Raw genomic sequence first — 26,508 nt, forward strand, 5'->3', positions numbered from 1 at the left:
TAAAAAGATTATAAGTAATTAAATATACCCTCGTCAGCAAAAATCATCTGCGGGAGTTTTCCCATGAATGTAGGTAACTAATAAATCTGGCACTCAGAAGGGAGTATAGTTTGTATAGTTAGTTTTTTGCTGAAATTTTAGTTTGCCACTAAGGAATTAAAAAATGTCTACTGATACTGACATAGTTACTTACGTTGAAGAAAGTGAATTTGATGTTGTTTTAAATGGAAGTGAAGAGAAAGTTGTTGTTGTTGATTTTACTGCTACTTGGTGTGGCCCCTGTCGCCTAGTCAGTCCGTTAATGGATCAACTTGCCGAAGAATATAAAGGTCGCGCTAAAGTAGTCAAGGTAGACGTTGACAGGAATAAGCCCATTTTCAAAAAATTCGGTCTTCGCAGTATTCCAGCAGTTTTAATTTTCAAAGATGGTATTTTAGCAGAAACTATAGTAGGGGTTTCTCCTTACGAAGACTTTAGCAACGCTGTTCAGAAGCTTGTTTAGCTAATTCGTAATGACGCTCCTGCGTCGCTAACGCTGCGCTAACGTAATTCGTAGAGAAGATCGTTAAGGATTACGAATTATTTTAACCATTTACTTTTCGCCTATAATGTGCTTGAAGTAAACCACTTGGATATTGTTGTGAGTTAATCAGCTCCAATTTTACTTCAGGGGTAGGTGGTGGAAAAAGATGTATACCGCCACCTAAGATAGTTGGAATCGTTGAAATAATATATTCGTCAATCAAGCTGTGCTGAAGAAACGAATTGATTAATTTTCCGCCACCAACTAGCCAGATATTTTTAAAACCTTGAGCCTCTATATCTGCTAACGCCTGTTTTACTGGGTCAGAAACAAATACAACGTCCTCACGATCGGATTGGAAATTACGCTGGGTGAATACGAAAGATTTTTTTTCTGGATAAGGCCATCGATCGAAACCCAGCCCTACTTCATAGGTTTTGCTACCCAAGGCGATCGCATCAATCGATTTGTAAAAATCAGTGTAACCGTAGTCTTCACCTTCTATATCAAGGATTGATAGCCACTCAATTTTGCCATCGCTGCGAGCAATGTAGCCATCCAAACTAGCTGCAATGTAGAGTGTAACTTTCGTCATTGTGCTTCTCTCTTTGGTAGTTTTCACTCAATGAGTCCAAGCGATGCCTGTGGCAACGCGAAGCGCGATCGCAGCCTTATTTCTTCTACAGCATTTTAGCCCTTGGTGGTTCCGATCGCAAAAGAGTGATGTCTACGATGGTCACTGAGCCAAGTCGTTCGCGGAGCGTCTCGTAGAGAAGTGCGGGCTACGCCTACGCTTACCCAATTATTTAGGTTTTTTGATTATGCGATTTAAACCGGCCTGCAATAAATTCTCGCTGAGATAAATGCTTTGTATTGCGTTTGGTGACTCGCTTTCGCCACATCTTAAAACTAGATTCTTTCATTTCGCGCCTCATTAGGGTGATTACCTCTTTTTCCAATAGCCCAAACTGAGCCTCAATAGCATCAAAAGATGTTCTGTCTTCCCATGCCATTTCAATGATGCGATCGATGCTTTGTGAATCAAGGTTAGGTAACTTCATTCTTCTGCTGGTAATTGATAAATTCTAGCTATATATTTATTTTACTTTTGGTTTTCAAGAACCATTGTGTCTGCTGCACCCAGTTGCAGGGCATATAGGTTGGCATAAACACCCTGCTGATTAATGAGTTCGGCGTGAGTACCCTGTTCGACAATTTCTCCCTGCTGAATTACTAATACCCGATCTGCTTGAGTAACTGTACTGAGACGGTGGGCAATTACGAAACTAGTACGACCTTGGAGTAATCGAGCGATCGCACTTTGTACTAGTGCTTCTGTGCGGGTATCGATGCTGCTAGTGGCTTCATCCAGAATCAGAATTCGGGGATTAATTAATACCGCCCGAGCAATACTGATTAGTTGTCGCTGTCCTTGGCTCAGAGGCGCTCCCCGTTCCCCCAATTGAGTTGTATAACCCTGTGGTAGTGAGGTAATGAACTCATGCACATTTGCCAGTTGTGCAGCCGCTTCGATATCAGCTTGGCTGGCGTAAGGAGCGCCAAAAGCTATATTTTCGGCGACGGTACCGGTGAATAAAATATTATCTTGTAGAACGATGCCAATTTGACGGCGCAGACTCGCTTGAGTCACGCTACGCACATCAAGACCGTCAATTTTCACTGCACCGCTTGATACATCATAGAAGCGCAAAATCAAGTTAATAATTGTACTTTTTCCCGAACCGGTTGGCCCGACTAATGCAACCATCTGTCCTGGATAGGCGTGTAAATTCACTCCTTTAAGAACCAGTCGATCCGGGTTATAGCCAAATTTGACATTTGAGAATGTCACCTCACCTTGAATAGGCGGCATTTCTATGGCATCGGGTGCATCTTTGAGTTCTGACGGTTCATCTAATAATAGAAATATTCGCTCTAATCCGGCAAAAGCAGATTGAGCTTGAGTATAAAACTGGCTGAGAATTTGGATCGGGCGGAAGAACTGCTGGACGTAAAGTAAAAAGGATGTGACTACACCCACTGTTGCAGCTCCTGTTACCGCTAGATAACCGCCATAGGCTAGTACGCCTGCCGTTGCTAATGTGTTGAGAAAATCGATCGAGGGTAAAAAGGCGGAAGTAATTGCCACAGCCTCAACGTTGGCATCTCTATTGGCGGCGTTAAGAACGTCGAATTCTTTGATATTCATCTGTACGCGATTAAATGCTTGCGCTTCTCGCACGCTGCCAATATCTTCTTCTAACTTGGCGGAAAGTTCCCCAATGGTTTGTCGGGTAACGCGAAATCTGGCTCTTGCCCAACGTGCAAATAAGCTTGTGGTAAAAATCATCAGTGGCACAACCAGATTGCTCAATAAACCAAGTCGCAGGTTGATTGAGAGCATGGCAATTACAATGCCCACCAAACTGAAAGTATTGCCCAGCATTTGGGCGATTGTCAGTCCAAATGCTTGATTCACGGTGTTGACATCATTCAGCAAGCGACTCATTAAATCGCCTGCTTCGCTGCGATCGAAAAAGCTGAGTGGCAGACTTTGGATTTTAATGAAAATATCTTGTCTTAGTTGAGCCAGCAATCGCTGCATAATCCAGCCGACTCGAATAATTTGACCCCGAATTGCTAAGACACCAAGTCCGTAGTTCAGCCCTAGTAGCCCTAACAACAGCAGCAGTCCTTGCAAATTACCTTGTGCAATCAGATGATCGATCGACCAGCCGAGAAAGAATGGCCCAACCGCCTGAGTTATAGCACCAATTAATACTAATGTCAGGGCGATGGGAATTTCTTTGCGATAAAGTAGCACGTATTGTAAAAAGCGCCGCAGGGTGGAAAATTGCTGACTCGCGTTTTCCTCAGATGCAACAACGGGAATAGTGCCTCTCATAAAAATTTTGGATTTTAGATTTTGGATTTTAGATTAAAAGTCTTGATTACAAGGCTGTAAGCAAAATTAATGATGCTAATTGGAGATCATTTTTTCTCCTTCGGCTTTACCTGAGATTCCAAAATTACACCGTAGAGTGGACTGGTTTGCATCAATTCTTCGTGAGTGCCTTGTGCTACCAATCGTCCTTTATCCATGAGAAAAATGCGATCGGCATTTTTAACGGTGCTAATACGTTGAGCTACTACAAAGGTTGTACAAGCTTTTTGGCGCATTAAACCATCTAGTTCGGCTTGAATTTGGGCAGCAGTTTTGGCATCTATAGCCGAGGTACTATCGTCAAGTATCAGAATGCTGTAATCGGTTAGTAAGGTACGAGCGATCGCAATTCGCTGCTTTTGTCCACCAGATAAGCCTACGCCCCGTTCGCCCACAATTGTCTCGTAGCCATCGGGTAAACCGCTAATAAAATCGTGCATTTGGGCGGTTTTTGCAACTTCAATCACTTGCTCTAAGGTAGCATCGGGTTTGGCGTAGGCAATATTTTCGCGGATTGTGCCAGAGAAGAGGGTGGTTTCCTGAAAAACAATACCAATATGCGATCTGAGACTTTTGAGTGTGAAACTTTTTATATCTCGTCCGTCAATGCGAACTGCTCCCTTGGTGACATCGTAAAAGCGAGGAATCAGGTTCATGATTGTGCTTTTTCCCGAACCAGTCATTCCGAGAACGGCGATTAGCTCGTTAGGCTTGGTTTCAAAGGATACTTCTTTGAGAGTTTCGGTTGTCGCTCCGGGATAGCGAAAGGAAACATTTTCAAAGGTAATTCTACCACCACAGATGTCAAAGGGGACAGCACCGGGGCGATCGCGAATTTCTACCTCTGCATCCACAACTTCGTAGACACGTTCGGCGGAAGCAGCTGCTTGAGCGATCGCGGGTGCGGCAAATCCAATCAACAAAATCGGTTGGAGAATCAACGCTAGGTAGGAGTTAAACGCCACCAGTTCGCCAATGGAAAATCTGCGCCCAATCACCTGCGCTCCCCCGTAGCCGAAAACTGCCAGTGTTACCAAATTACTCAGCAAGAATATCAAGGGGAAGGTATCGCGGATGGCGCTAATGGTCTTCATGTTTGCCTTGACTAGGCCATCATTGAGAGTTGTGTAACGCGACCTTTCGGTTGACTCCCGCACAAAGGCTTTTACTACACGAATTCCTAGCAAGTTCTCTTGCAATATAGCATTGAGGTTGCTCAGTTGCTCTTGTACTTGCCGAAAAAGTTTGTTATTTCGGCTGACGAATCGTGCCATTAACCATGCGGTTATCGGCACTGCTGTTAGGCTAATCAGTGCTAATTGCCAGTTCATCACCAGCAAAACCACCGAAATACTCACCAATGTCACAACTGAACTGACGACCTGAATTAAACTAGTACCAACAAAGGTACGAATTTGTTCAATGTCGCTGGTGACACGGGTTAGTAGTTGGGAAGTCTGCGCCTGGTCATGAAAGCTAAAACTGAGATTTTGAATTTTGCTGAAAATTTTGTTTCGCAGGTCATAAGCAACACCCTGAGATGCTGCTTCTGCTAAATAGCTTTGTCCAAAGTTAAATACACCACGAGCGATCGCCGCGACTACCATCCAGGCGGCGCTATATAGCACAATTTGGAGATTTTTTGGCGCGATTCCCTCATCAATTCCCCACCGAAATAGTTGTGGAGTGAGTGCGTTGGCGATCGTCAACAGCAACAGGCTGACCAATGCTCCAAGCGAAGTCCATCGGTAAGTGCTTAAACTTTTAAGTACGCGCTGGGTTGCCTTTATCGACGAAGTTTCCTGGAGTTCTGGTTGCTGAACCAATGGTATTTACCCCTGTATCATTGGAAAATTATCGTACTTTGATTGTAAAAAAACAATTGACCATTTGATAGTGGCGAATGTGAAATATAGAGTACCTCTCTTGTTTGTGGTGCAAATTCCGAGTTTTGGGACAGTGGCATGGGAGAATACATTTTTAGCAAGCATTGCGGCTAATCAATTTCCAGACCGAAGAAAACCAAAGAACAAGAATAATGGCTCAAAATTTTCATCGTAATTCCCAACTTCCCTGTGATATTTCACCTGCTATCAGTCGCACAGCAAAGCCAAGTTCTGAGTTCTACTCTCTTTTTTCTGAAGAAGAAGTTTCAGAGATAATTCATGCATTAGAAGTCAGACGAGAAATTCCTCTCAAGTATTCTTATAAAGGGAGAGGTGCAAAAATTTGGAACGATTTTTATTTGAAACACGCTATTCCTAGATGGTATGGAAGAGCAAATGTAGAAATTGACCTTTTAAAAGATAATTTTAAATACCTAAATGGTAATATAAAAGCTGGCAATAGAGTAAATATTATAGACGTTGGTGCAGGTAATTCCTATCCAGTTAAAAAATTTATTTGCAAACTAAACAAACTAGGAAAAGTTAATAAATATATTGCCTTAGATATTAGCGAAGAATTGCTTCATGTCTCCAAAAGTAATTTCAAAAAATGGTTTCCATTAATCGATTTTCTCAGTTCCACAATTGACATAGAAAGTAGTTGTGTACCCAAAATTTTATTCCAAAATCAAGCTAGCCTTGAAATTGACGACACAGCAAAAATATTTTTACACTTAGGTGTTACCATTGGAAATCATCAAAATAGAGATGAGGTGTTCAAAAACTTTAGAGATAGCATGGGAAAAAATGATCTTTTAGTATTTACTAACGAAACTGGTTCTAACTCTACATGGGATGGAATAGTTAGAGGTGGCTGCAAGTATCACGTAGAAGAAATATATGGATGGGTTAAAAAGAAGATTGGGATAAAATCTGAAGATTGCGAACTAGTGAGAAAATACGATTTCAAAACAGATAGTATTGTTGCTAATCTGAAACTATGTCATGATTACACTATAAATTTTAGTCGCATGGGTATAGATAAAAATATTGAAATCTCTAAAGGTGAAGAGATTACTATTTGGCGACATCACAAGTATGAAATACCTAAACTATTGCAAGAGCTAGAACGTTCTGGACTACAACTTATTCACTATACTACTAACAAATACAAATCACATATTATGGTAATTTGTAAGGTTGCCAGTAACTAAGTTTTTCACTTAAAGAATGTTTGAAAAGTTATGATTAATGTATCAAATATTCTTTTACCCCACCCTAACCCTCCCCTTATAAAGGGGAGGGAACCGGATTTTCTTGTTTACCCCCAATATATCGGGGGAATTAAGGGGGGTAATTCGACTTGTGGTACAAGCATTTGATCTGAAGTTGACAATAATGGGCAATACTATGTACCCATTCAAATGAGAATCGCTATAACTTAGATACTATAATGGCAGCCAGTAGAAATTTTTAGGTCTTTTAGCGAAAATTTTTCCGAACCGTATCTAATGTGGTATTAAATATTTCTGATGGTGCTAAAAAATCAGTTTAACTTGGTTTGCGTATCAATTAAATATACATCAAACGTGGTCTAGGCTCAGGAACTGGACGCCCCAAATCTTTAGCAGTTTCTATCCATTCCTGCACAACTAATTCTACATTATGCAGTGCTTCTTGATAAGTATCACCATCAGCAGCACAGCCTGATAACTCTGGAACTTCAGCAATAAAAGCTCGATCTAATTCACTCCAGTAGAGAATAATTTCATACCGAAACATCATTTTTACTTCCTAGCTTATATTTGAGAATCACTGCCCGAACTTGTTTAATTTGATAACTTTTGGCTTTTCCTTTTTTATGTTGCAGGTTCAATATCTCCTCAACATCGGCTTTGACAAAAATACGATGATCGCCACGAATCCGTTCTTCAAAGCCTAGTGTATATAAAAGTTGCCACAGTTGGGCGAAGGGGATATCTGTATCAGAAGTCCCAGAGATAATTTTGTCTAAGAGTTTGTCTTGCTGACTCACGTTTTTCTGACTGCCTTAATGTTTCTATAGTCTCATATTTATTTAAAATCAGGGTATCCAAAAGCAAATCTATCATTTTGCTCTTGAGTTAAAGCATCCCTGATGACAATGACTAGTCCAGTTATAGGGCAAACTTTAGGCTTGGATACTGTTCTACTAATTGACTTGATTTTAAAAAATACTAATTATTTGGATGTTACAGATAATTTCTTTGAAGCGATATTTTGCAGTGAGTTTAATTTTGTAACATCAGTTTCGCCTCTAGTAAAGTGTATCATTTATCTTGACGAATGATGCTCATTTACCCTTGTTACTGGGGTTATCAATCTTAATATCGGCTCAATTTATACTTTTCTGACTTTTCTATAATCCTTTAGCGTAAGGTTCCACAGGAAAGGTATCACCAATTTATAAGTGATGTAGGCAACTACAGAGGACAAATTATTGAGATTGCTCATATCATAATGCTGAGGTATAAATCCATCTCAGTTCATACTGCTACTAAGTAAAAAATATTACATAAAAATGAAAAATAAACTTCTAAGTGCAGTTGCATTTTTAACCACGATTAGTTTGACAACGACCGTACAAGCGGCTAATTCTGAACATGTTAAACAGTTATTAGCAACCAAACAATGTCAAAACTGTGATTTGACGAGTGCAGGTTTAGTGATGGCTGACTTATCTGGAGCCAATTTGAGCGGTGCTAATCTCACAGGTGCTAACCTCAGCCGTGCAAACTTGAGCGGTGCAGATTTGCGGGGTGCAAACTTAAGTGGCGCGAGTTTATTTGGCGTTAACCTGAGCGAAGCTAAATTTAATGGGGCAAATTTGACGGGTGCTGATTTGAGAAATACTTATTTAGCAAATGCAGAACTAACTGGCGCTTACTTGAATGGGACTAACTTTCAAGGTGCAGTTGCGATACCATCACAAATTGCTTCACCAGCAGATTTTTATGCTCTGGGTGTAGCAGAAGGGCAAAAAGGCAACCAACAGCAAGCAATCAGTTATTTTAATCAAGCGATCGCAATTAAACCAGAATATGCGGATGCTTATCTAGCTCGTGGTGTCGCCCGTTACCAAATACTAGATAGACAAGGTGCATTCCAAGATGCTCAAGTTGCACAAAAATTGTTTACATCCCAAAACAACAGCACTGGAACCCTAACAGCCCAAACTTTTATCAAAGAACTGCAAACACCCGTCAATGAGAAGGTAAGTACTGGTAAGCCCAACTTCGTTGACTTTTTGGGAAGTATTGGCTCAGTCTTGCTTCAGTTCTTCCCTTTTTAAAAGAGATAATAACAGTTAACAAATACTTCTCTACGAGACGCTGCGCCTTAAGCGAAGCTATGCCGCAGGCTTTACGGCTTCTCTACGAGACGCTATTCGCGTTCGCGGTTCCTGAGCGTAGTTGAAGGGCAGTACAAATGACAAATGACAAATGACAAATAACAAATAACAAATGACTTTATCTAACGAATTATGGGCAGCAAATCAAGACTTAGCCCAAGCTTGCTTAGAGCATCCTTTTGTTCAAGGTATTGGCGATGGTACTCTTGATCGAGCTAAATTTGCTTACTACGTAGGGCAAGATGCTTTTTTCTTAGAAGCTTTTGCCCGTGCCTACAGTATCGCCGCAGCTAAAGCACCAGACTGGTTAGGTTTCACCACATTTCATAATTTAGCTAGTGGAGTTTTAGAAGAACTACGGCTGCATAGTAGTTATGCTTCTGAGTGGGGAGTCAATTTGTATGCTGTAGAACCGGCATCTGCCACCCGCCGCTATACTGATTTTTTGTTAGCAACTGCTTGGAGCAAAGATGTAGGTTTAACTGCGGCGGCGATGTCTCCCTGTATGCGTTTGTATGCCTTTTTAGGAGAAAAATTGGCTTGTAACGGTATTCCCGATCATCAATATGCAGACTGGATTCATACTTATAGCAGTGCAGATTTTCAACCACTAACACAACAATTAGAAAATTTGGTTGACAATTATGCCGCTACCAACTCTGTTGTGCATTCAACTTATCGTTATGCGATGTTTTGCGAACGCGACTTTTTTCAAGCTGCGTGGATGTTCAATTAAGCAAATTCATATCGAGCAACTTTTTTGACTTTTCCTAACTGTCAAACTCGCGTTGTTTTCAGATATAGCACAAGCCTTGGTGGTTAGGACATTAACAGATGATAAAACTTAGACACAACAAGACTTTTCACCCAATCCCCAGCGATGCACTGAGCTTGTCGAAGTGTCACCAGTCCCCAGTCCCTTGCTATATCAAGCTGGGTAAAAATGCTAAGTTCTATTTTTAAACCTATACACAAAAAAAGACGCAAATTTATCTTTTGCGTCTTCTTTTAAGATTTTAAAAAATTAGAAACTGAATGTGGTTCTCAATGCACCAATAACAACATCATCATTAGCGTCGTTATGATCTGGAGATGTTAACCAGATGACTCCAGGAGTAATGGTGATATTGTCACTCAGCTTATACTGGTAGAACGCCTCAAGATGATAGGATGTATCAGGATCGCTATCCAACCCTGCGATGTCAGAACTTGTCACTTTCGGCTCCACACCAGCGATGATACCTGCTAAATTACCTTTTTTACCGAGGTCAGGGAAGCCTAAGGTGACAGCATAGTTCCAAATATCAACGTCTCCACGGGTTCCTCTCAAGCTTTGGCTGTTGGTGTATCCAGCCCAACCACCCAAGACGATATTATCAGTAATGCCAATGGATGCTTGGACGCCGTAAGAATTACTGGAAAAACCCACTTGATCTTCTGGTAAACCCTGGATAGCTGCTATATCCTGGAAAGTGGCGGCATTACTACCTGTGAGTAGTGGTTGATTGTAGGAATTGATGTAAGTTAAACCGATAGAAATGCGATCGCTTGGTTTAACTGTCAACTGTGCCAACGCACCGTAAGAACCATTGAACAAACCATTATTGGGTGTAGGGTCATTAGCTGTACCACTCAAATACCCTAGACTTAGTGCTAATTTATCATTGAACTCGTGCGTTACTCCCAACCCCGCACCATTTATTTGGTTATAAATTGGGTTACGCGTACCAAAGGTGGACAAAGCACCAAAAGCACCATCACCATCAAAGAGATTCACAGTAGTGGTAAGGTCGTCTGCTGCACCTGCATTAGCAATAGCAACAACCTCTGTTTTTTCGCCCAAGGGAAATCTGTAAAACAGTGCATCTATCGCAGCATCAGTAGTACCATCCTCGCCAGTAAAAAATAAGTTACCCTCTGGCGTACCAATATTAGGGCCGAGAATATTATTAGCCTGGATTCTGGTGAACAGCGTATCTTTCCCTGTGAAACTGGTTACTAATTCTATCCGCGCCCGTAACCCTAAAGTTGTATTCTTATCTGTAATTTCCGCACCGTTGACTGTATTTCCTGACAACACATCGCTAACAACTGCAACAACTTGTCCTTGCAATTTAGTTGTAGTTGAGAATTGATTCGCCTCTAATTCAGCAGTTCGCGCTTCTACTGTATCCACACGACCTCGGAGTGTCGCCAGTTCGGCGGAAAAATCTTCTTGCAACTTTTGTAATGTGGCTAAATCTTGTTTGTTAACTAAATCGCCAGTGGCTGTAGCAATAAGTTCGTTAACGCGATCGAGACAAGCATTCAAACCAGCAGCAAACTCATATCGCGTTAATGCCCGATTACCGCGATAAGTGCTATTTGGGTATCCTGCAATACAGCCATAGCGCTCAACCAAGGATTGCAATGCTTGAAATGCCCAGTCGGTTGGTTGTACATCAGAAAATTGAGACACGGAGGTAACTTGCGCTTTTGTCTGAACTTTTGTGTCTGGATTAGCTAAAACTTGCACTTGATTGATTTCAGACATACTAGAAGTTTCACCTGCAAATGTAGCAGTATTAACAAATAGCATGACACCGCAGACTGCTGGACTAACTAGCAGATATTTCCAGAATTTTTGCATTTTTCTCCTCACACTGATCTCCAATTCACACCCAAACCACGTTTTTTTAATGGGTATTTTATGAGAATATTTGTCAGCAATCTTATCAGAAGTAAGCAACCTTTTTAATAAAAAAGTCAAGAAATCCTAATTATTTAGGGAAAACTAAATTGCAGAGGGCTGTACCGTCTGAAAAAGTTTTGTTGTTACTCATTACACAGCAAACTCAGAATGATATTATGTACTTAAAATGAGAATGAGAATTATTATAGTATAAAGTTTAGAATACTTGCCATTGTCAATAGCGATGATGACAAAGGTAGAGCAAGCATCCGTTTTGAGGAGAAATATCGTGATAGTGAATTGCAGAGAAATTAGAACAGGTAGGCAAAGAAGCGGCATCTTGCCTATAATTGCTCTGCTAATGTTGTCGATGGCTACTGGGTGTAGCCAATCGAATCCAAATCAGGGAACAACTTCCGAACAGTTACCACAAGCACAAGAAGCTGCTTCTATCCCACAGGCGCAGCCGGGAAAAACTAAAATAGTAGCGACATTTTTGCCGATATATTTGTTTACTAAGGCAGTAGCTGGGGATGTCGCAGATGTAGAAATTCTAGTACCACCTGGTACGGAGGTACATGAATACCAAGCGACACCAGGAAATGTCAAAGCGATCGCTACTGCTAAGGTGTTAGTGAAAAATGGTTTAGGCTTAGAGGAATTTTTGGAAGGTACTGTCAAAAATGCCCAAAATCCCAAATTAACTGAAATTGATGCAAGTATTGGTATTAAACCCTTAAATGCAATTTCACCTGTTGTAAAAACTACGTCAGATGAAAAAGACCACGAACATAGTCAAGGTAATCCTCACGTTTGGTTAGATCCAGTTTTAGCAAAACAGCAGGTAACAAATATTCGAGACGGATTAATTACTGCCGATCCGAGGAACAAAGCTACTTACGAAGCAAATGCTACAGCTTATATTAAAGAATTAGAAAGTTTAAACAGTGAATTTCAGCAGACTTTACAGAAAAATCCCACTTGCACCTTTATTACCTTTCATGATGCATTTCCATATTTAGCTAAACGCTATAACCTCAAGCAAGTTGCTGTGGTGCAAATTCCTGAAGATCAACTTTCACCAACAGATGTCCAAAATGCCGTCAGCGCTGTGAAAAAATACAAAGTTAAAGCTTTATTTAGCGAACCAGGAGTAGATAATAAACTGCTCAACAGCCTCTCTAAAGACTTGAAATTAAATTTGCGTACTCTGGATTCTCTAGAAACTGGAGAAACAGATCCGCAGCATTATTTCAAGGCAATGAAAGCTAATTTGCAAACTTTGGAAACATCATGTAAATAGATTTGTCATTTGTCATTTGTCAGTTGTCCTTTGTCATTTGTCCTTTGTCTTTTATTTAAAGTTACTAAGCATAAACCAATGACTAATGACCAATAACCAATGCCCAATGCCCAATGCCCAATGCCCAATGCCCAATGCCCAATGACTAATGCCCAATGACCAATGACCAATGACCAATGACCAATGACCAATAACCAATGACCAATGACCAATAACCAATGACTAATGACATTCCTATTTTGAAAGTAGAAGGATTAACTGTTTATCAAGGCAGCTATCTAGCTGTTCGAGATGTTTCCTTTGAATTATTACCAGGAACAGATACAGCCATTGTTGGCCCCAATGGTGCTGGTAAAAGTACCTTGGTAAAAGCGGTTTTAGATTTGATACCTCGAAGTGCTGGGACGATTGAAATATTAGGTCGTCCAATTTCCAGATTGGGGCATTTACGCCACACGTTGGGCTATATGCCACAAAACTTTATTTTTGACCGCAGCTTTCCCATTACTGTCAGCGAATTGGTGGGACTGGGATGGACTAAGGAAGGGAAAAAAAAGAATTCATTTTTCTCCAAGCTGTGGAAACAAGACCGAGAAAAATCGGCAGCAGTAACAGAAGCTTTACGGCGAACTGATGCTTATCATTTACAGCATCAAGCTATTGGTACTCTTAGTGGCGGTCAACTGAAGCGGGTTTTATTGGCTTATTGTTTGGTAATGCCTCGGAAACTCTTGGTACTGGATGAAGCTTTTGCTGGTGTTGATGTACAAGGTGCAGCAGATTTTTACGCTTTGTTAAATGAATTAAAGCGAGAGGAAGGTTGGACAGTATTACAAGTTTCTCACGATATTGATATGGTAAATCGGCATTGCGATCGCGTGCTTTGCTTAAACCAAAGCATTGTTTGTACTGGTAAGCCAGAAATTGCCCTTTCACCGCAAAACCTGTTAGCAACCTATGGCCCAGGTTTCAGCCGCTACCAGCACCAACATTAAAAGAATTCGTAATTCGTAATTCGTAATTAAAGAATGAATTATGCCAGTAATTATAAATTTATTCAATGATTGTCAGATAACTTGGCTTGCGATCGCTAGTAGTAATGACTTGCTAGAGTTGTTACAACTTGCCTCGATACAGCGTGCGTTTATGGGTGCTGCCTTGATGGGAATACTTGGCGGGATGTTGGGTAGTTTTGTCACCTTGCGCCAGTTGTCATTTTTCAGCCACGCGGTTGGTCATGCAGCATTAGTAGGTGTGGCGTTAGGTGTGCTGCTACAAATAAATCCTACTTGGATGCTATTACCTTTTACCTTAGTTTTTGGGGTTATTGTCCTCTACTTCATCGACAAAACCGACTTAGCTAGCGATAGCATACTTAGCATCGTGCTATCTGGGGCATTAGCGATCGGTTTAATTCTCACGAGCCAAATTAAAGGATATCGTGGCAACTTGATGGCTGTACTGTTCGGGGATATTCTAGCGATCGACACCACAGATTTGATTTTGACGCTGCTAGTCCTTGTGGGAGGAAGCATATTTTTACTATCAACTCTGCGACAGCAAATTTTATTGACCCTTAACCCCGATGTCGCCCAAGTTCAAGGCGTTCCCGTTCAATTGTACCGCTACGCTTTTGTGGTCTTGCTTTCACTCGCCGTTGCTGTGGCGATTAAAGCTGTTGGTGTTTTACTGGTGAACGCCTTTTTGGTCATTCCCGCCTCCACCGCCAAACTGATGAGTCACCACTTTAGCCGCTTTCTAGTCATGTCGGTAATAGTTGGTTCCATCAGCAGCATTGCTGGCATCGTTGTCTCAGGTCTTTTCAACCTTGCTTCTGGGCCAAGTATTGTTCTTGTCCAGTTTCTCCTATTTGTAGCCGTTTTCATCTGGTTTAAGTTCAGTTTGAAAGCTGCCTAACTATTTTTCTCCAAAGACTTGCTATATTCTTTTATCTTTGCTACATTGATTAATCGTGGCTCACAAAAGCCCCAGCCGGGATAGCTCAGTTGGTAGAGCAGAGGACTGAAAATCCTCGTGTCACCGGTTCAAGTCCGGTTCCTGGCATCAGTTTCAGAGAAAAACACTTCTGACATATTGCATAAGCAAAAGAGTTGCCTGCAAGTTGTTTTTAGCTGGGGTGGAGAACGCTATTAGAATGCGTTCCTTCCCTACACCCTTAGCAAGTTGAATTTACCTATAATCAAAGATAATCAAAGAAACCGAAGCCACCGCGGTAATAGTCATGCTGTCAGAAAACCTTAAAGTCGTTGGGCTTCCAAGCACTGACGAACTAGCCTGCTCGGACGATATACCTGTGGATAATGAGGATCAAAATTTTCTGCCCAACATTCTACTGTTCCTATTAACCTCGATTTGGGCAACGCGCACCGATTGGTTTTTTGGCGTAGACATGGCAATCTACCACACGACAGGGGCTAATGCGAGAGTTCCCATAGTACCAGATGGGTTTCTGAGTTTGGGAGTCGATCGCAAAAAAGGTGGTAAATCGCGTAGAAGTTACGCTGTCTGGGAAGAAAATGAGGTAGTACCGATACTAACATTGGAGATGGTATCCCATTTCCCAGGAAGTGAATACGACGAAAAGTTAGAAATTTATCGGAAACTTGGCGTACTTTACTACATTATTTACAACCCCGAATATTGGCAACGCGATCGACACCAACCATTTGAAATTTACAAATTGGTAGAGAAAAATTATCAATTACAAATTGGCGAACCTCATTGGATGCCAGAGGTTGGTTTAGGAATTGGACGACATCAAGGTGTTATTGGTGGAATTGGTCAGGAATTTCTATCTTGGTATGACGAACAAGGAAATCGGTATTTAACGGCAGAAGAAAAAGCAGAAAAGTTTGCACAGCATTTACGTTCTCTTGGTATTGACCCCGATAATTTACCCAGCAATCCGTAAATTAGGTTTGTTTCTAGCTAAAAAGCGGGAATTTGTTAAGTAGTTGAAATCTTGTTAGCTTTTATGCTTAAAATTGCACAAGAGGTTTATTTAGCATCTACTGACAGCTAAAGTTAACCCTTTGCAGGACTCACCTAAGCAATGCTGACTGAAATTTTACCTTTCCGTTTTGAATTAGACACGATCGCGATCGCTGGAGCGAGTTTGTGGTCATTGGCGCTATATCTAGGTTTTTCCAAAGTCAATGAATGGGTAATCGAGCAACTCAATCGCTGGTTTAACTTTGCCGAGCGATCGCTTTATACCAGCGAGTCAGAATTTGAAAAGACTCGTAAAGCCAGAGAATCCCAAAACGCTTTCTACGCCTCACTGTTTAGCATTGTGCCTTTTTTGGTAGTTGGCGCTTTATTTAACTGGGGTGTAGAACTCAGTTTAGGGCCTAGTTGGGGAATCAGCTTAGGTATACTTGCGTGTATTAGTTGTGGCATTTTTGAATTGGGACGACGCAATGGCGAATCTTCGGATTAGGTGCTGGTCTTTAGAAGTTCACCAAGATTGTTCGAGAAGCTTTTTTAAGGGTGGCTTGATATCATAATACCTATTCTTGTCCTCCATAGCTTTTGAGTAGCCTAATCATTTCTTCAAAATTGATTGATTTTGCATAAGCAAGAGGAGTTTTGTCATTACGATCTTTAGCATTTATATTTGCACCCTTAGATATCAAAAATTCAGACGTTTCTAAAATATCTTTTAAATGAATACGTGCCTTACCTTCTTTAGTATTAATTTGTGCTTTATAGTGTAGTGCAGTTAAACCTTTATCATTTGTTGCATTAATATTTGCACCTTTTGCAATGAGAAGTGCAGCAATATCTTTTCTGTATGCAAAATCAAGTGGTCTTAAGCCCTCAGAACTCACATTGTTAACATCTGCGTTCATGGAAATTAGTAGTTCGACGTATACTTTACAACCAAATCCAACTGCTGTATGCAATAAAGGAAATGGCGAACCCCAAGCACCTGGGGCATATTTAGGTATCGGCTCATTAATCATCTGAGGATCTTTTTGAATATCTTTAAATAAAGATTCTATAATTTCTTTCTCTCGACATGCTTCTCTGCTTACAGGAGGAATTAATATTAATACCTTTTCTTCTTTGATAATTTCTTTTTTTGTAGCTTGCTGTTTTGCATAACTTAAATTTTTACTATATTCAGTAATTTTTTTCTGAGCGATCGCATAATTTTCGCTATTATCTGGTATAGTTCTCATCAAATTTATTGCTTCTTGCCATTTACTATAAACTAAATTCCAATCATCCTTAGATACAGATGATTGACTTATAGTAGTAGCGCTAACAGCTGCATCTAGTGCATCTTGAAAAGTATTTTTAGGCGATTCTGATGAAATTTTAGAATTATTTAGAGACAAAGATGATTCAGCTTTTGGCGAGGAAATGGGTGATTGTACTGTTAATTGCACTTTTTGTGGTGATGAACACCCAGCTAAAAAAATTACCAATAAAATACTTGTATAAGCGGGTACTAAAAAAAATCGCATCAGGATAATTGTATTTAAAGTATATATTTTAGGACTTACGCAAACTCTACGAATTCTTGGCGTTCTTCTCTACGAGACGCTGCGCGTTGGCAGAAGCCGTAGAGAAGGCGTCTTAGTGGTACCCTTGGGCAAGCCGCAAAGCGTCTACGAGAAATTAAGCTTTTTGGCTATTTTTGCGTAAGTCCTGTATTTATTACTTTCTATAATTCCCAACCGAAAGCGTAAAACAACACGGCTATACCTTTTCGATTTTTCGATTGGTTGACCATTTATCGTGACGTGTTTGTTAGTTATAAAGCCAGTTTGGGCTACATTTGGGCTTAATTTTTGTTTAAGTCCCACTATTCCAAATTCAAATTAAATTCTGCCGAACTGTTCCTACTTCCCAATTTCCTCACCAACAATCTGTGCTATCTTCTGCGCTGCACCGCTTTCACCGCGAATATTTCGGAGTTTAGCGCGCATATCGTCCAATTTTTCTGGATTCGTCAAAAAATCTAAAACCATTTCTCCAATATCTTGTGGTTGAACTTTACCCATAATTTCTGGGACTATCTCTTCTTGTGCCCAGATATTTGGCCATGCTAATAAACCTTTGCGTCTCACAAATCTCAGAAATGACCAATTAATCACCTTAGCGCATAGCGTACCGACTACTGGCAGATTTGCCAACAATCCAGGTAAACCATCCCAAGAACGCATAGCATCAAGTTGCTGCGTTGGTAGTAAAACAATCATTGGCACTCCTAAAGCACCAAGTTCAGCAGTGTTTGCACCCACCGTAGTCAAGCAGATACAGCACTGGGATAATAGGTGATATGCAGGATTTTCTTGCCACAGTTCCACAGTTAAGCCCGTTGCAGTTTTGAGCAATGCCCTGCCTTGAGCATCCTCTGGAATAATTAAAGAAGCACCGCCAAAGCCAAAGATTTCAGCAATAGAGTTCTTTTGGGGATTGGCAAAACTAGCTAAAGTTGGTAAATCCAAAGTTGGGGCTACAGGAATCACAAATCTGATTTGCGGTCTTTTTGCATGAATGTATTCGGCAATAGCTAAACATAATGGTACTCCTTGGGCTAATTTTGCTGCTTTTGAACCAGGGAGTAACCCAATCAATTCAGTCTCTTGTTCTACTTTGTGGGTTCGCCCTTGGCGTTCTCGAATAGTAGCCGTTGACGCATCTATGTCATTAGTCATTTGTCCTTTGTCGTTTGCTAAGGACAAATGACCAATGACTAATGACGAATGACTACTAGCTTCTAGCATCAAATCACCGACAACAGTGAATTTGTGAGCATATTTTGCTGGGACTTTGGCTGCTACTTCAGGTTTCATCACGCCAAAGCGATCGATCCAGTTATGCCATCTGGCTTCCCATTCGGCGTAAACAACTGTGCGGTATCCGAGCTTTTTGCCTATAATCACTGGAAAAATTTGATCGCCGCCCAAAAAAACGATAACACCGCGACTTCTCCAATCCCAATTTTCAAATGTTTTGCCCCAAAGCAAAAATTGCCAAAAATGTTCTGCTCCCTGAACTCTATCTACTTCGGGGTAAGAAAGAGCGATCGCTGCTTCTTTACCACTGGCATTTGAGCAAGGCGATAATACCACAGAAATTCTCACTACAGAACGGTCATCCCCTAGTTCTTGCCGCAACGCCTTTACTACTGGACGCACCCAGGTTGTTACTTCACCTGGGCCATTTGAAAGGATCAGAATATCTACTTGAGTCATTAGTCAAAAGGCAAATATTACCTAATTTGTTCTTATGCTATAGGTATATACTGTAGCTTGTTAATGAGATTTGATAACCTCTTTCACATTAATTTTGCATAGAGTTGGCAGTTATTTAATCGCTACCACTGTCACCTAGATTGCGACTACTGGCTTTCACCTACATTTAGTTGAGATTACCCAATCATCCAAAACTTTTAATTTTAAATACCTATTTTACTAAATAAAAATTGACCATTTCATAAAATTTAAATGTCAGTAATATTATCTAGTTTATCAAAATAATATAACGATAAACTTGATTATTATATTTTCTGTAAAATATATTTTTTGAATTTATACCATTTTTTTTAAGGCTGCGCCAAACCCTTTTAACTTATTTCTTTACTTTCTTTATTTCTTTGTATTATTTGCGTCGTTTGCGGTTCGTTTTTCTTTCTTCTTTCTTCTACTTAAAGATGGTTTAGCGCATCTTCATACAGAATTGGTATTACCCGATGGTAAGCCTATACGTACTTCGCAATACAGGTCTTTAAAGAATGGTTAGCAAAGTTTAGGGTATTGACAATCGCAGCGATGGGTAACAATCATAGCTGCGATTATTAATAATTTTTTGGGCAATCTAAATATAGCCCTTTTTTTTGCTTATCAAACCCATTATTTAGAGGGTGAACCCTGCGATCAAAGGCAATTCCAGCCCATCTGACATTAAAATGTATTCTTCACGCAATTTACTGATCCGATTTATTCTTGGCGGCACTACTCTTCTTGTGAGTATTTCTGCTTATTTTAGCTATCAAGCTGCTCGGAAAATAACGCTACAAGACTTGAGAGGAAAAGCTTTTTTAGAGGTACAGAGAGGAGTTGATGAAATTGAGGAGTGGTTACATATTCGCAAAGTCGAGGTACAAACCCTTGCTCATACTTCAACTGTACGCTCCTTAAACTGGTCTATAGCAGAACCTTATTTAAAGTCAGAAGTTGAGCGGATCGATGAATTTTTCTTTTTCCAAATAGTTACCCCGGATGGTTCGTATTTTAATACTAAGATTGGTCGGTCAAATAAGAATATTAAGGATCGAAACTACTTTCAAAAAGCATTAGCGGGAAAAAGCAACATTTCCGATCCCTTTATCAGCCGTTCCACAGGTATTCCTTTAATTGCGATCGCCACTCCAATCTGGTCTGATTCTCCTACCAATCGTTCACCGATTGGGGTTTTCCACGGCAATGTTAAAGTCGATCGCATTGCAAAGGTGGTTAACTCGTTGCGCTACGGCAAGAACAGCTATGCATTCGCCCTCAACTCCCAAGGAGAAGCGATCGTCTATCCCAACTCAACCTTAATGTCAACGTTAGAAAAACCTGCACCCAGCCTGCTGAAAATTCCAGATCGGAATTTAAATGCGATCGCGCAGCAGATGGTAAAAAAACAACAGGGAATTCAGTTGATGGAAATTGACGGCACTAAAAAGTATGTTGCTTATGTGCCGTTGCGAGAAGCTAATTGGTCTGTGGCTTTGGTAATTCCGCGCCAAAACATTGAATCTCGGCTACAATTCCTCGATCTGATCGCCCTAATTGTGGGCGGATTGACAGCGATTATCGTCACTGTCTTGTGGCAGGTACAAGCTTTTGAACAAGCTCAACTGAAAAAATCTAAAGCAGCGGCTGATACCGCAAACCGGGCTAAGAGCGAATTTTTAGCCAACATGAGCCATGAACTGCGAACGCCCTTGAATGGTATTTTGGGTTGCGCTCAAATTTTGCTGCGTTCCAAAGCTTTGCCAGAGTCAGAGCAATATCATGTAAACATTATTGAACAGTGTGGCTCTCATCTACTGACTTTAATTAATGACATTTTGGATCTTTCCAAAATTGAAGCGCGAAAACTAGAACTGAATCCTCAAGATGTGCATTTTCCGTCTTTTTTACAGGGTATTGTCGAAATTTGCCAGATTCGGGCAGAACAAAAAGGCATTTTGTTTGTCTATGAACCCACAAGCAACTTACCCACAGGGGTTCATGTCGATGTCAAAAGGTTACGTCAGGTTCTTTTGAATCTGCTAGGAAATGCCATTAAATTTACCGATGAGGGTAAAGTTAGCTTCGAGGTTGAGGTAATCGATCGACTGACTGCTGATGAACAGACAGAGAAATATCGCATTCACTTTAGTGTAAAAGATACAGGAATTGGCATAACTCCAACTCAATTAGGCAGCATTTTTTTGCCATTTGAACAAGTAGGTGCAAAAAAGCATCAGATAGAAGGGACGGGGCTGGGTTTAGCTATTACTCGGCAGTTGGTGCAGATGATGGGTAGCGATATCCAGGTTAAAAGTGAGATCGGTCAGGGTAGTACTTTCTGGTTTGAAATTGCGATCGCCCAAGCCAGCGAATGGGTACAGTCTGCGATGGCTGTATCCAAAGGACAAATCATGGGCTTTGCAGGTAGTCCCCGCACCATCTTGATGGTGGACGATCGCTGGGAGAATCGCACAGTAATTACAAATTTACTGCAACCATTGGGTTTCAAGGTGGTTGAAGCCAGCAACGGTAAAGAAGGTTTAGAAAAAGCGATCGCCCTGAAACCAGACCTGGTAATTACAGATTTGCTAATGCCAGAAATGGATGGGTTTGAATTGATTAAACACCTGCGTCATACCCCAGATATCCACGATGTCAAGATTATCGTCTCTTCTGCTAGTGTCTTTGAAGCCGACCAACATCGCAGTCTGCAAGCAGGAGGTGACACCTTTTTGAGCAAACCTGTACAGGCAGATGAATTACTGCATCAATTAGAGTGCAATTTAGGTTTGACATGGATTTACCAGCAATCTGAGGAACAAAAAATCAATTCTTCGCCTACAACACTTGATACACCAGATAAATTGACTCCTCCTTCCCCTGATGTCTTGCAAGAACTGATGAATTTAGCTAGTAAAGGTAACTTCAATGACATTTTAAAATGGGCAGATAAACTAGAGGAAACAGACGCAAAATTTGCTCCCTTTGCTAACCAATTGCGGCAGTTAGCGAGGCAGTTTGATGAAGATTTAATCCTTAATTTTTTGAGTGAAAATTCAAAGGATTAATTTTCCTAAATTTATTTATGGGGATTTTATGCCGTGAATTTTGAATTGGGAGTGTTCTCCTTTAACGTTTTGCAAAGAAGCAACGTGAATCAATATAGGATAGAAATTTTATGACAGTAACTATAGGCGATCAAAAAAATTCCCTAAATAGCAATCCTAGTAGAGGAATTATTTTAGTCGTGGACGATAACCCTGCCAACTTACAAGTTTTATCGAGCTTTTTGGATCAGTCTAGCTTTGAAGTTTGGGCAGCTCGCAGTGGTGAAAAAGCCATTCAGAGATTAGACAATGATAATTTACCTGATTTAATCTTGCTTGATATCATGATGCCGGGTATAGATGGGTTTGAAACTTGTAAATACCTCAAAAGTGAAAGCAATCCCCGTATTCGGGATATTCCGATCATTTTTATGACTGCTCTTTCAGATACTGCTGACAAGGTTAAAGGATTGCAATTAGGAGCCGTAGATTATATTACTAAACCTTTTCAGTATGAAGAAGTATTGGTGCGAATAGAGCACCAACTGAAACTGAGAAATTTGACGAAAACCTTGATTGACAAAAACGCCGAATTACAACAGATTCAAACCCAACTGATTCAAGCAGAAAAGGTCGCAACTTTGGGTCAAATGACAGCAGGAATTGCCCATGAAGTAAATAATCCCATCAATTTTATTGCTGGCAACTTGAATTTTATTGAAGAGTATTTCCAAGAGGTTGTTAATTTGCTCGAACTATATCAAAAGTATATACCCGATCCCCCGGATGAAATTCAAAATGCTATTAAAACAAAAGATATCAATTATTTGTTAAATGATTTATCCAAAATTATTCAATCTATGCAAATAGGTACAGATCGCGTTACAGAAATTGTGTCATCCTTGAATAAGTTCTCTCGACACGGAGAAGCAGGAAAAAAACTGGCTAACCTGCATGAAGGTTTAGAAACTACACTACTCATTCTTGGACATCGACTTAAAGCAAATGCTCATCGTCCAGCAATTAAATTAATCAAAGAATATGGACAATTACCACTTGTTGAGTGCTATCTAGGCGAACTAAATCAGGTTTTTATGAATTTGATTGGTAATAGTATCGATGCAATTGAAGAAATCCAAAAAAATCAATATTTTGATGAAAACTTTCGACATATTGGGATGATTTGGATTAAAACTGAAGCAATTGGAGAGCGAGTTATTCTCAAAATTGCAGACAATGGCTCAGGAATCAGTGAAGCAAACCGGACAAAGATATTTGAGGCTTTTTATACTACAAAAGTTATCGGGAAAGGAACAGGATTAGGTTTATCTATTGCTTACCAAATTGTAGTTAACAATCACCACGGTAAGCTAAATTGTCATTCAACACCAGGTGAGGGTACCGAGTTTGTGATTGAATTACCTATACGATAAATTAGAATCCTAACAAGCTCAATTACTACCAGATAAAAAAGCAAACTCTCGTTTAATATTCCAGCGCTTCCCGTCGTGAAGCAGCAAGGTTAATTTGTCAGCAGTAAACTCAAAATGCAACTGACGATTTTCAAATTCTGGCCAAGCAGCTTTAAAATTCTGCTTTGTTAAATCCCGAAATGCAACCGTTAAATGGGGGGAAAAAGGGCGGGTTTTAGAAACTTTATCAACAATTCTCAAGTTGCTTTCTGTATAAGCCATTAAATCAGCTTGCAAAGTTAAAAGTTCTTGACTTTTGACGAGATTAATGTATATGACACGAGGTACAAAGGCATCAAACCCTTTAAGTGTAATTGCTACTGGCTGTTGTTCACTGGCAAACTCCTTCAAGGATGCTTCTAATAGTGGCAAGTTATCATCTGCCCATTCAAAGGGCGGTTGCAGGGTAATATGAGGCGGAGACTTTAGCGCCCCGCTACTAGCATAGCGATCGGCAAAGTACTGCTTAATCTCGTTGGCGTAGTCTTGAATCTCTTGCGGTGGTAGGAGGGCAACAAAAAAGCGGCTCATTCAATTTTAGATTTTGGATTTGAGATTTTGGATTATGAAATCATTGCTGTTGAGTATTGAACGGCAAACGCTCAAAGGATATTACAGATATAGCGGTGCGTTAGGCTAAAGCTATAGCGCACTTCACTTAAAATTTATTGTATTTGATACTCTGAATCAGCACTGGGTACTTTACGTAAGCTGTCTGTTGTAACTGGAGTTAAGAAACCAATGCCGTGGTTTGTAAAAATTGAAGAAGGGAAAGTCGATAAACCTACCTTTGACCAATATGTACCTGCTCACAAAGCCTACATTCGGGAATTAATTACTAAAGGACACAAAGCGCGAACAGGCTATTGGGTAGAGCAAAGAGGTGGAATGTTACTGTTTGAGGCAGCCTCAAAGGAGGAAGCAGAAGCGATTGTAGCTGATGACCCCTTGGTAAAACACGGTTGCGTCAACTATCAGCTTTATGAATGGCGAATTGTTATGGAATGACACACACTTACTGAATTTTCATGTTATGTTTATATAAGACCTGGATCTATGCGATCGCAACACCCAAATCTTGTCAGAACCGGAAGGTAGCAGCAACACGGGAGGCTTGTGGTAGGCGTAGTCTCCGGGTCGCCCTATTTTTAGGAGCGGTCAGCAACCATGCCTGGTTTTGGAGATATTGTTCAAAAAGCTTTTTACCTCGGTGTTGGATTAGCTTCTTACGCGGGTGAGAAAGCAGGGGGAAAATTAGCCGAAGTGCGATCGCAAGTCCAAAAACTGGCAGATGAAATGGTGGCAAAGGGCGAAATGAACACAGAAGAAGCCCGCCGCTTCGTTGAGGACATGATGAAGCAAGCCCAACAAGCCCAACCATCTGTTGAAACCTCACCAGAAACGCCCCCTTCTCAACCTCGCCGCATTGAAATTTTAGAGGAAGATGAAGAGCCAACGGTCAAAGAGGCGTCAAATGATGAGAATGTAGATAAATTGCGCGATGAAGTGCTAAAACTGCAAGATGAGTTAAAACGATTGCAACGCGATCGATAAAAAGCATTCATTCTTTGAGCGCAATAAATATAACTAATAAGTGGCATTTTGACATGACACTTTGGATAAAAACTTGATAAGATACATTGCCTAGTGTGTATTTTAGTGCGTCAAGCCAGATAGCACAAAGCGTCCTGTTTATAGCCTGCAAAGGTGTCAAGTTTATGGAACAGTGGCAAAAAGATTTAGTAGAAATCGTCGAAACAGTAGCTGATGAAGTAGAGCGCTTCTTCCTGGGAATGAGTGAAGTGGTAGACGCATTTTTTGAGCTAACGGAAGAAGTCAGCGAGCAAGTACATAATAATATTGTTACTGAAGTCGATCAGTATCTACAGGATTTGGCTGAACCGATGTTAGAAGCTTACTGGGAACTGGAAGACATGGTAGCAGATGTAGATCCGGGTTTTCCTTATTCAGTTGAACCTACATCTGAAAAAAATCCTGCCTGTATTGGTTGTAGTCATTACCACGGTCAAGTTTATGGTGGTAATTTATTAGTTTGTGCTATGCATCCCCACGGGTGCGAAGATGAGAATTGTCCAGACTGGGAGAAGGAAGAGTATTGAGGGGGAGTTGGTAGTTAGGAGTTTGGAGTTTGGAGTTTGGAGTTAACAAGCTACAAAATTACTAAAAGGACGTAAAGATAAGTAGAATAACTAATGACAAATGACAAATGACAAATGACAAACCAAGAAATGAAGTATGGCGAACGCGACATTGCCGAAGGTAAACTAATTACTTTTCCCAATCCGCGTGTGGGTAGGCGATATGACATTAACATTACTTTGCCGGAATTTACTTGTAAATGTCCATTTTCCGGTTATCCTGACTTTGCGACAATTTATGTTAGCTATGTGCCTGATGAACGGGTAGTGGAATTAAAGGCACTCAAACTTTATATTAATAGTTACCGCGATCGCTACATTTCCCACGAAGAATCTGCCAATCAAATTTTAGATGATTTTGTAGCTGCTTGCGATCCGTTGGAAGTCATTGTGAAAGCAGATTTTACGCCTCGCGGCAATGTACATACTGTGATTGAAGTGCGTCATCACAAGTACCCATAATGAAACCTTTGGCTTTTAGAGAGGACTTTAGTCCTTTTTACAAGACGCTACGTGATACAAAATCAGGACTGAAATCCTGACTAGAAATATTTTTGAAGGAAGGTTGATTAACTGGACAGGATATATATAAGTAAGTGGGCGGCAAAATTTACAAGTATGTAACGTCAAGTTAACTAAAGCGATTAGAGTTAAATTTTACACGTTTTGTACTGTAATCTCCTTTTTCTCCCTTAGCTTCAATTTAAATATTCGTTCTTATTAGTTTTCTTGTACTATTTTATTTACATTTTGTTGATGTTCTGTGACAGTTGGGGTGCGGAATGTGGGTTCAAAGCATCCGTTATATCATGTCCGGATGATCGCTTACGATAAAGCTAGGAAGTAAAAATATGA

General features: G+C 40.4%; 26 protein-coding genes, 1 tRNA gene and 1 other RNA gene. 17 read left to right on the forward strand and 11 right to left on the reverse strand.

What is annotated here, in order from left to right:
- Window positions 1–163: 163 nt before the first annotated feature.
- On the forward strand, window positions 164–502 hold the full coding sequence (gene trxA / locus RMZ95_RS29100; protein ID WP_322674300.1) for a thioredoxin: 339 nt from the start codon (window positions 164–166) through the stop codon (window positions 500–502).
- 82 nt (window positions 503–584) lie between these two features.
- Here trxA and RMZ95_RS29105 read toward each other — a convergent pair whose 3' ends face one another.
- The 4 genes from RMZ95_RS29105 to RMZ95_RS29120 form a co-directional block, all read right to left on the reverse strand.
- The gene (locus RMZ95_RS29105) at window positions 585–1,118 is read right to left on the reverse strand and encodes a dihydrofolate reductase family protein (protein ID WP_322674299.1); all 534 of its coding nucleotides are present in this window, start codon (window positions 1,116–1,118) and stop codon (window positions 585–587) included.
- Between the two features lie 211 nt (window positions 1,119–1,329).
- Window positions 1,330–1,584 carry a TIGR03643 family protein gene (locus RMZ95_RS29110; RefSeq protein ID WP_322684059.1) on the reverse strand — a complete coding sequence of 85 codons (255 nt, stop codon included), beginning with the start codon at window positions 1,582–1,584 and terminating at the stop codon, window positions 1,330–1,332.
- 41 nt (window positions 1,585–1,625) lie between these two features.
- Window positions 1,626–3,428, reverse strand: coding sequence for an ABC transporter ATP-binding protein (locus tag RMZ95_RS29115; protein ID WP_322684058.1), 1,803 nt, complete (start codon window positions 3,426–3,428; stop codon window positions 1,626–1,628).
- 86 nt (window positions 3,429–3,514) lie between these two features.
- Window positions 3,515–5,293 (reverse strand): ABC transporter ATP-binding protein, encoded by a 1,779-nt coding sequence (locus RMZ95_RS29120; RefSeq protein ID WP_322684057.1) that lies wholly within the window; start codon window positions 5,291–5,293, stop codon window positions 3,515–3,517.
- Window positions 5,294–5,505: 212 nt separating this feature from the next.
- Here RMZ95_RS29120 and RMZ95_RS29125 point away from each other — a divergent pair, with 212 nt between their 5' ends.
- A complete protein-coding gene (locus RMZ95_RS29125; RefSeq protein WP_322684056.1) occupies window positions 5,506–6,567 on the forward strand; it encodes an L-histidine N(alpha)-methyltransferase in 1,062 nt (353 codons plus the stop codon).
- A gap of 358 nt (window positions 6,568–6,925) precedes the next feature.
- Here the strand turns inward: RMZ95_RS29125 and RMZ95_RS29130 are convergent, their stop codons facing one another.
- Together RMZ95_RS29130 and RMZ95_RS29135 are read right to left on the reverse strand one after the other, a co-directional pair.
- Window positions 6,926–7,138, reverse strand: a complete 213-nt coding sequence (locus RMZ95_RS29130; protein ID WP_099103575.1) for a type II toxin-antitoxin system HicB family antitoxin — start codon at window positions 7,136–7,138, stop codon at window positions 6,926–6,928.
- The gene (locus tag RMZ95_RS29135) at window positions 7,122–7,388 is read right to left on the reverse strand and encodes a type II toxin-antitoxin system HicA family toxin (protein ID WP_322674294.1); all 267 of its coding nucleotides are present in this window, start codon (window positions 7,386–7,388) and stop codon (window positions 7,122–7,124) included. Before RMZ95_RS29135 ends, RMZ95_RS29130 begins: the two co-directional genes overlap by 17 nt.
- 525 nt (window positions 7,389–7,913) lie before the next feature.
- Here RMZ95_RS29135 and RMZ95_RS29140 point away from each other — a divergent pair.
- Both RMZ95_RS29140 and RMZ95_RS29145 read left to right on the forward strand, forming a co-directional pair.
- Window positions 7,914–8,684: a pentapeptide repeat-containing protein gene (locus RMZ95_RS29140; protein ID WP_322684055.1), complete on the forward strand. Its 771-nt coding sequence runs from the start codon at window positions 7,914–7,916 to the stop codon at window positions 8,682–8,684.
- A gap of 172 nt (window positions 8,685–8,856) precedes the next feature.
- The gene (locus tag RMZ95_RS29145) at window positions 8,857–9,480 is read left to right on the forward strand and encodes a TenA family protein (RefSeq protein ID WP_322684054.1); all 624 of its coding nucleotides are present in this window, start codon (window positions 8,857–8,859) and stop codon (window positions 9,478–9,480) included.
- Between the two features lie 288 nt (window positions 9,481–9,768).
- On the opposite strand, the gene RMZ95_RS29150 is transcribed toward RMZ95_RS29145, so the two are convergent.
- Entirely contained in the window at window positions 9,769–11,373 is a 1,605-nt protein-coding gene (locus tag RMZ95_RS29150) for an iron uptake porin (protein ID WP_322684053.1), read from the reverse strand.
- A gap of 403 nt (window positions 11,374–11,776) precedes the next feature.
- Between RMZ95_RS29150 and RMZ95_RS29155 the strand changes: the two genes are divergently transcribed.
- Window positions 11,777–12,718: a metal ABC transporter substrate-binding protein gene (locus tag RMZ95_RS29155; RefSeq protein WP_409884070.1), complete on the forward strand. Its 942-nt coding sequence runs from the start codon at window positions 11,777–11,779 to the stop codon at window positions 12,716–12,718.
- A 5-nt stretch (window positions 12,719–12,723) separates the two neighbouring features.
- Here the strand turns inward: RMZ95_RS29155 and RMZ95_RS29160 are convergent, their stop codons facing one another.
- Window positions 12,724–12,930: a hypothetical protein gene (locus tag RMZ95_RS29160; RefSeq protein ID WP_322684051.1), complete on the reverse strand. Its 207-nt coding sequence runs from the start codon at window positions 12,928–12,930 to the stop codon at window positions 12,724–12,726.
- 6 nt (window positions 12,931–12,936) lie between these two features.
- Between RMZ95_RS29160 and RMZ95_RS29165 the strand changes: the two genes are divergently transcribed.
- The 5 genes from RMZ95_RS29165 to RMZ95_RS29185 all read left to right on the forward strand — a co-directional run bounded on the left by RMZ95_RS29165 (window position 12,937) and on the right by RMZ95_RS29185 (window position 16,178).
- Window positions 12,937–13,713 carry a metal ABC transporter ATP-binding protein gene (locus RMZ95_RS29165; RefSeq protein WP_322684050.1) on the forward strand — a complete coding sequence of 259 codons (777 nt, stop codon included), beginning with the start codon at window positions 12,937–12,939 and terminating at the stop codon, window positions 13,711–13,713.
- A 40-nt stretch (window positions 13,714–13,753) separates the two neighbouring features.
- Complete coding sequence (locus RMZ95_RS29170; protein ID WP_322684049.1) at window positions 13,754–14,635, forward strand: metal ABC transporter permease; 882 nt, start codon at window positions 13,754–13,756, stop codon at window positions 14,633–14,635.
- A 74-nt stretch (window positions 14,636–14,709) separates the two neighbouring features.
- A tRNA-Phe gene (locus RMZ95_RS29175) sits at window positions 14,710–14,782 on the forward strand.
- Window positions 14,783–14,960: 178 nt separating this feature from the next.
- Complete coding sequence (locus tag RMZ95_RS29180; protein WP_322684048.1) at window positions 14,961–15,650, forward strand: Uma2 family endonuclease; 690 nt, start codon at window positions 14,961–14,963, stop codon at window positions 15,648–15,650.
- Window positions 15,651–15,791: 141 nt separating this feature from the next.
- Window positions 15,792–16,178: a hypothetical protein gene (locus RMZ95_RS29185; RefSeq protein ID WP_322684047.1), complete on the forward strand. Its 387-nt coding sequence runs from the start codon at window positions 15,792–15,794 to the stop codon at window positions 16,176–16,178.
- A 70-nt stretch (window positions 16,179–16,248) separates the two neighbouring features.
- Here the strand turns inward: RMZ95_RS29185 and RMZ95_RS29190 are convergent, their stop codons facing one another.
- Both RMZ95_RS29190 and RMZ95_RS29195 read right to left on the reverse strand, forming a co-directional pair.
- The gene (locus tag RMZ95_RS29190) at window positions 16,249–17,211 is read right to left on the reverse strand and encodes an ankyrin repeat domain-containing protein (protein ID WP_322684046.1); all 963 of its coding nucleotides are present in this window, start codon (window positions 17,209–17,211) and stop codon (window positions 16,249–16,251) included.
- 378 nt (window positions 17,212–17,589) lie between these two features.
- The gene (locus RMZ95_RS29195) at window positions 17,590–18,948 is read right to left on the reverse strand and encodes a lipid-A-disaccharide synthase (RefSeq protein WP_322684045.1); all 1,359 of its coding nucleotides are present in this window, start codon (window positions 18,946–18,948) and stop codon (window positions 17,590–17,592) included.
- 713 nt (window positions 18,949–19,661) lie between these two features.
- Between RMZ95_RS29195 and RMZ95_RS29200 the strand changes: the two genes are divergently transcribed.
- Window positions 19,662–22,043 carry a hybrid sensor histidine kinase/response regulator gene (locus RMZ95_RS29200; RefSeq protein WP_322684044.1) on the forward strand — a complete coding sequence of 794 codons (2,382 nt, stop codon included), beginning with the start codon at window positions 19,662–19,664 and terminating at the stop codon, window positions 22,041–22,043.
- Between the two features lie 110 nt (window positions 22,044–22,153).
- Window positions 22,154–23,455 (forward strand): sensor histidine kinase, encoded by a 1,302-nt coding sequence (locus RMZ95_RS29205; protein ID WP_322684043.1) that lies wholly within the window; start codon window positions 22,154–22,156, stop codon window positions 23,453–23,455.
- An 18-nt stretch (window positions 23,456–23,473) separates the two neighbouring features.
- On the opposite strand, the gene RMZ95_RS29210 is transcribed toward RMZ95_RS29205, so the two are convergent.
- A complete protein-coding gene (locus tag RMZ95_RS29210; protein ID WP_322684042.1) occupies window positions 23,474–24,025 on the reverse strand; it encodes a 2'-5' RNA ligase family protein in 552 nt (183 codons plus the stop codon).
- A gap of 210 nt (window positions 24,026–24,235) precedes the next feature.
- Here RMZ95_RS29210 and RMZ95_RS29215 point away from each other — a divergent pair, with 210 nt between their 5' ends.
- From RMZ95_RS29215 to queF, 5 genes are all read left to right on the forward strand, one after another.
- Window positions 24,236–24,502, forward strand: coding sequence for a YciI family protein (locus RMZ95_RS29215; protein ID WP_289795594.1), 267 nt, complete (start codon window positions 24,236–24,238; stop codon window positions 24,500–24,502).
- Window positions 24,503–24,539: 37 nt separating this feature from the next.
- Window positions 24,540–24,636, forward strand: an RNA gene (ffs, locus tag RMZ95_RS29220) — signal recognition particle sRNA small type.
- A gap of 25 nt (window positions 24,637–24,661) precedes the next feature.
- On the forward strand, window positions 24,662–25,048 hold the full coding sequence (locus RMZ95_RS29225; RefSeq protein WP_289795595.1) for a phasin family protein: 387 nt from the start codon (window positions 24,662–24,664) through the stop codon (window positions 25,046–25,048).
- A gap of 164 nt (window positions 25,049–25,212) precedes the next feature.
- Window positions 25,213–25,614 (forward strand): hypothetical protein, encoded by a 402-nt coding sequence (locus RMZ95_RS29230; protein ID WP_194046692.1) that lies wholly within the window; start codon window positions 25,213–25,215, stop codon window positions 25,612–25,614.
- Between the two features lie 114 nt (window positions 25,615–25,728).
- On the forward strand, window positions 25,729–26,115 hold the full coding sequence (queF, locus tag RMZ95_RS29235) for a preQ(1) synthase (protein ID WP_322674279.1): 387 nt from the start codon (window positions 25,729–25,731) through the stop codon (window positions 26,113–26,115).
- The last annotated feature ends 393 nt before the right edge of the window (window positions 26,116–26,508 follow it).

The organism is Nostoc sp. DedQUE07 (genome assembly GCF_034530975.2).
Lineage (GTDB): Bacteria > Cyanobacteriota > Cyanobacteriia > Cyanobacteriales > Nostocaceae > Nostoc.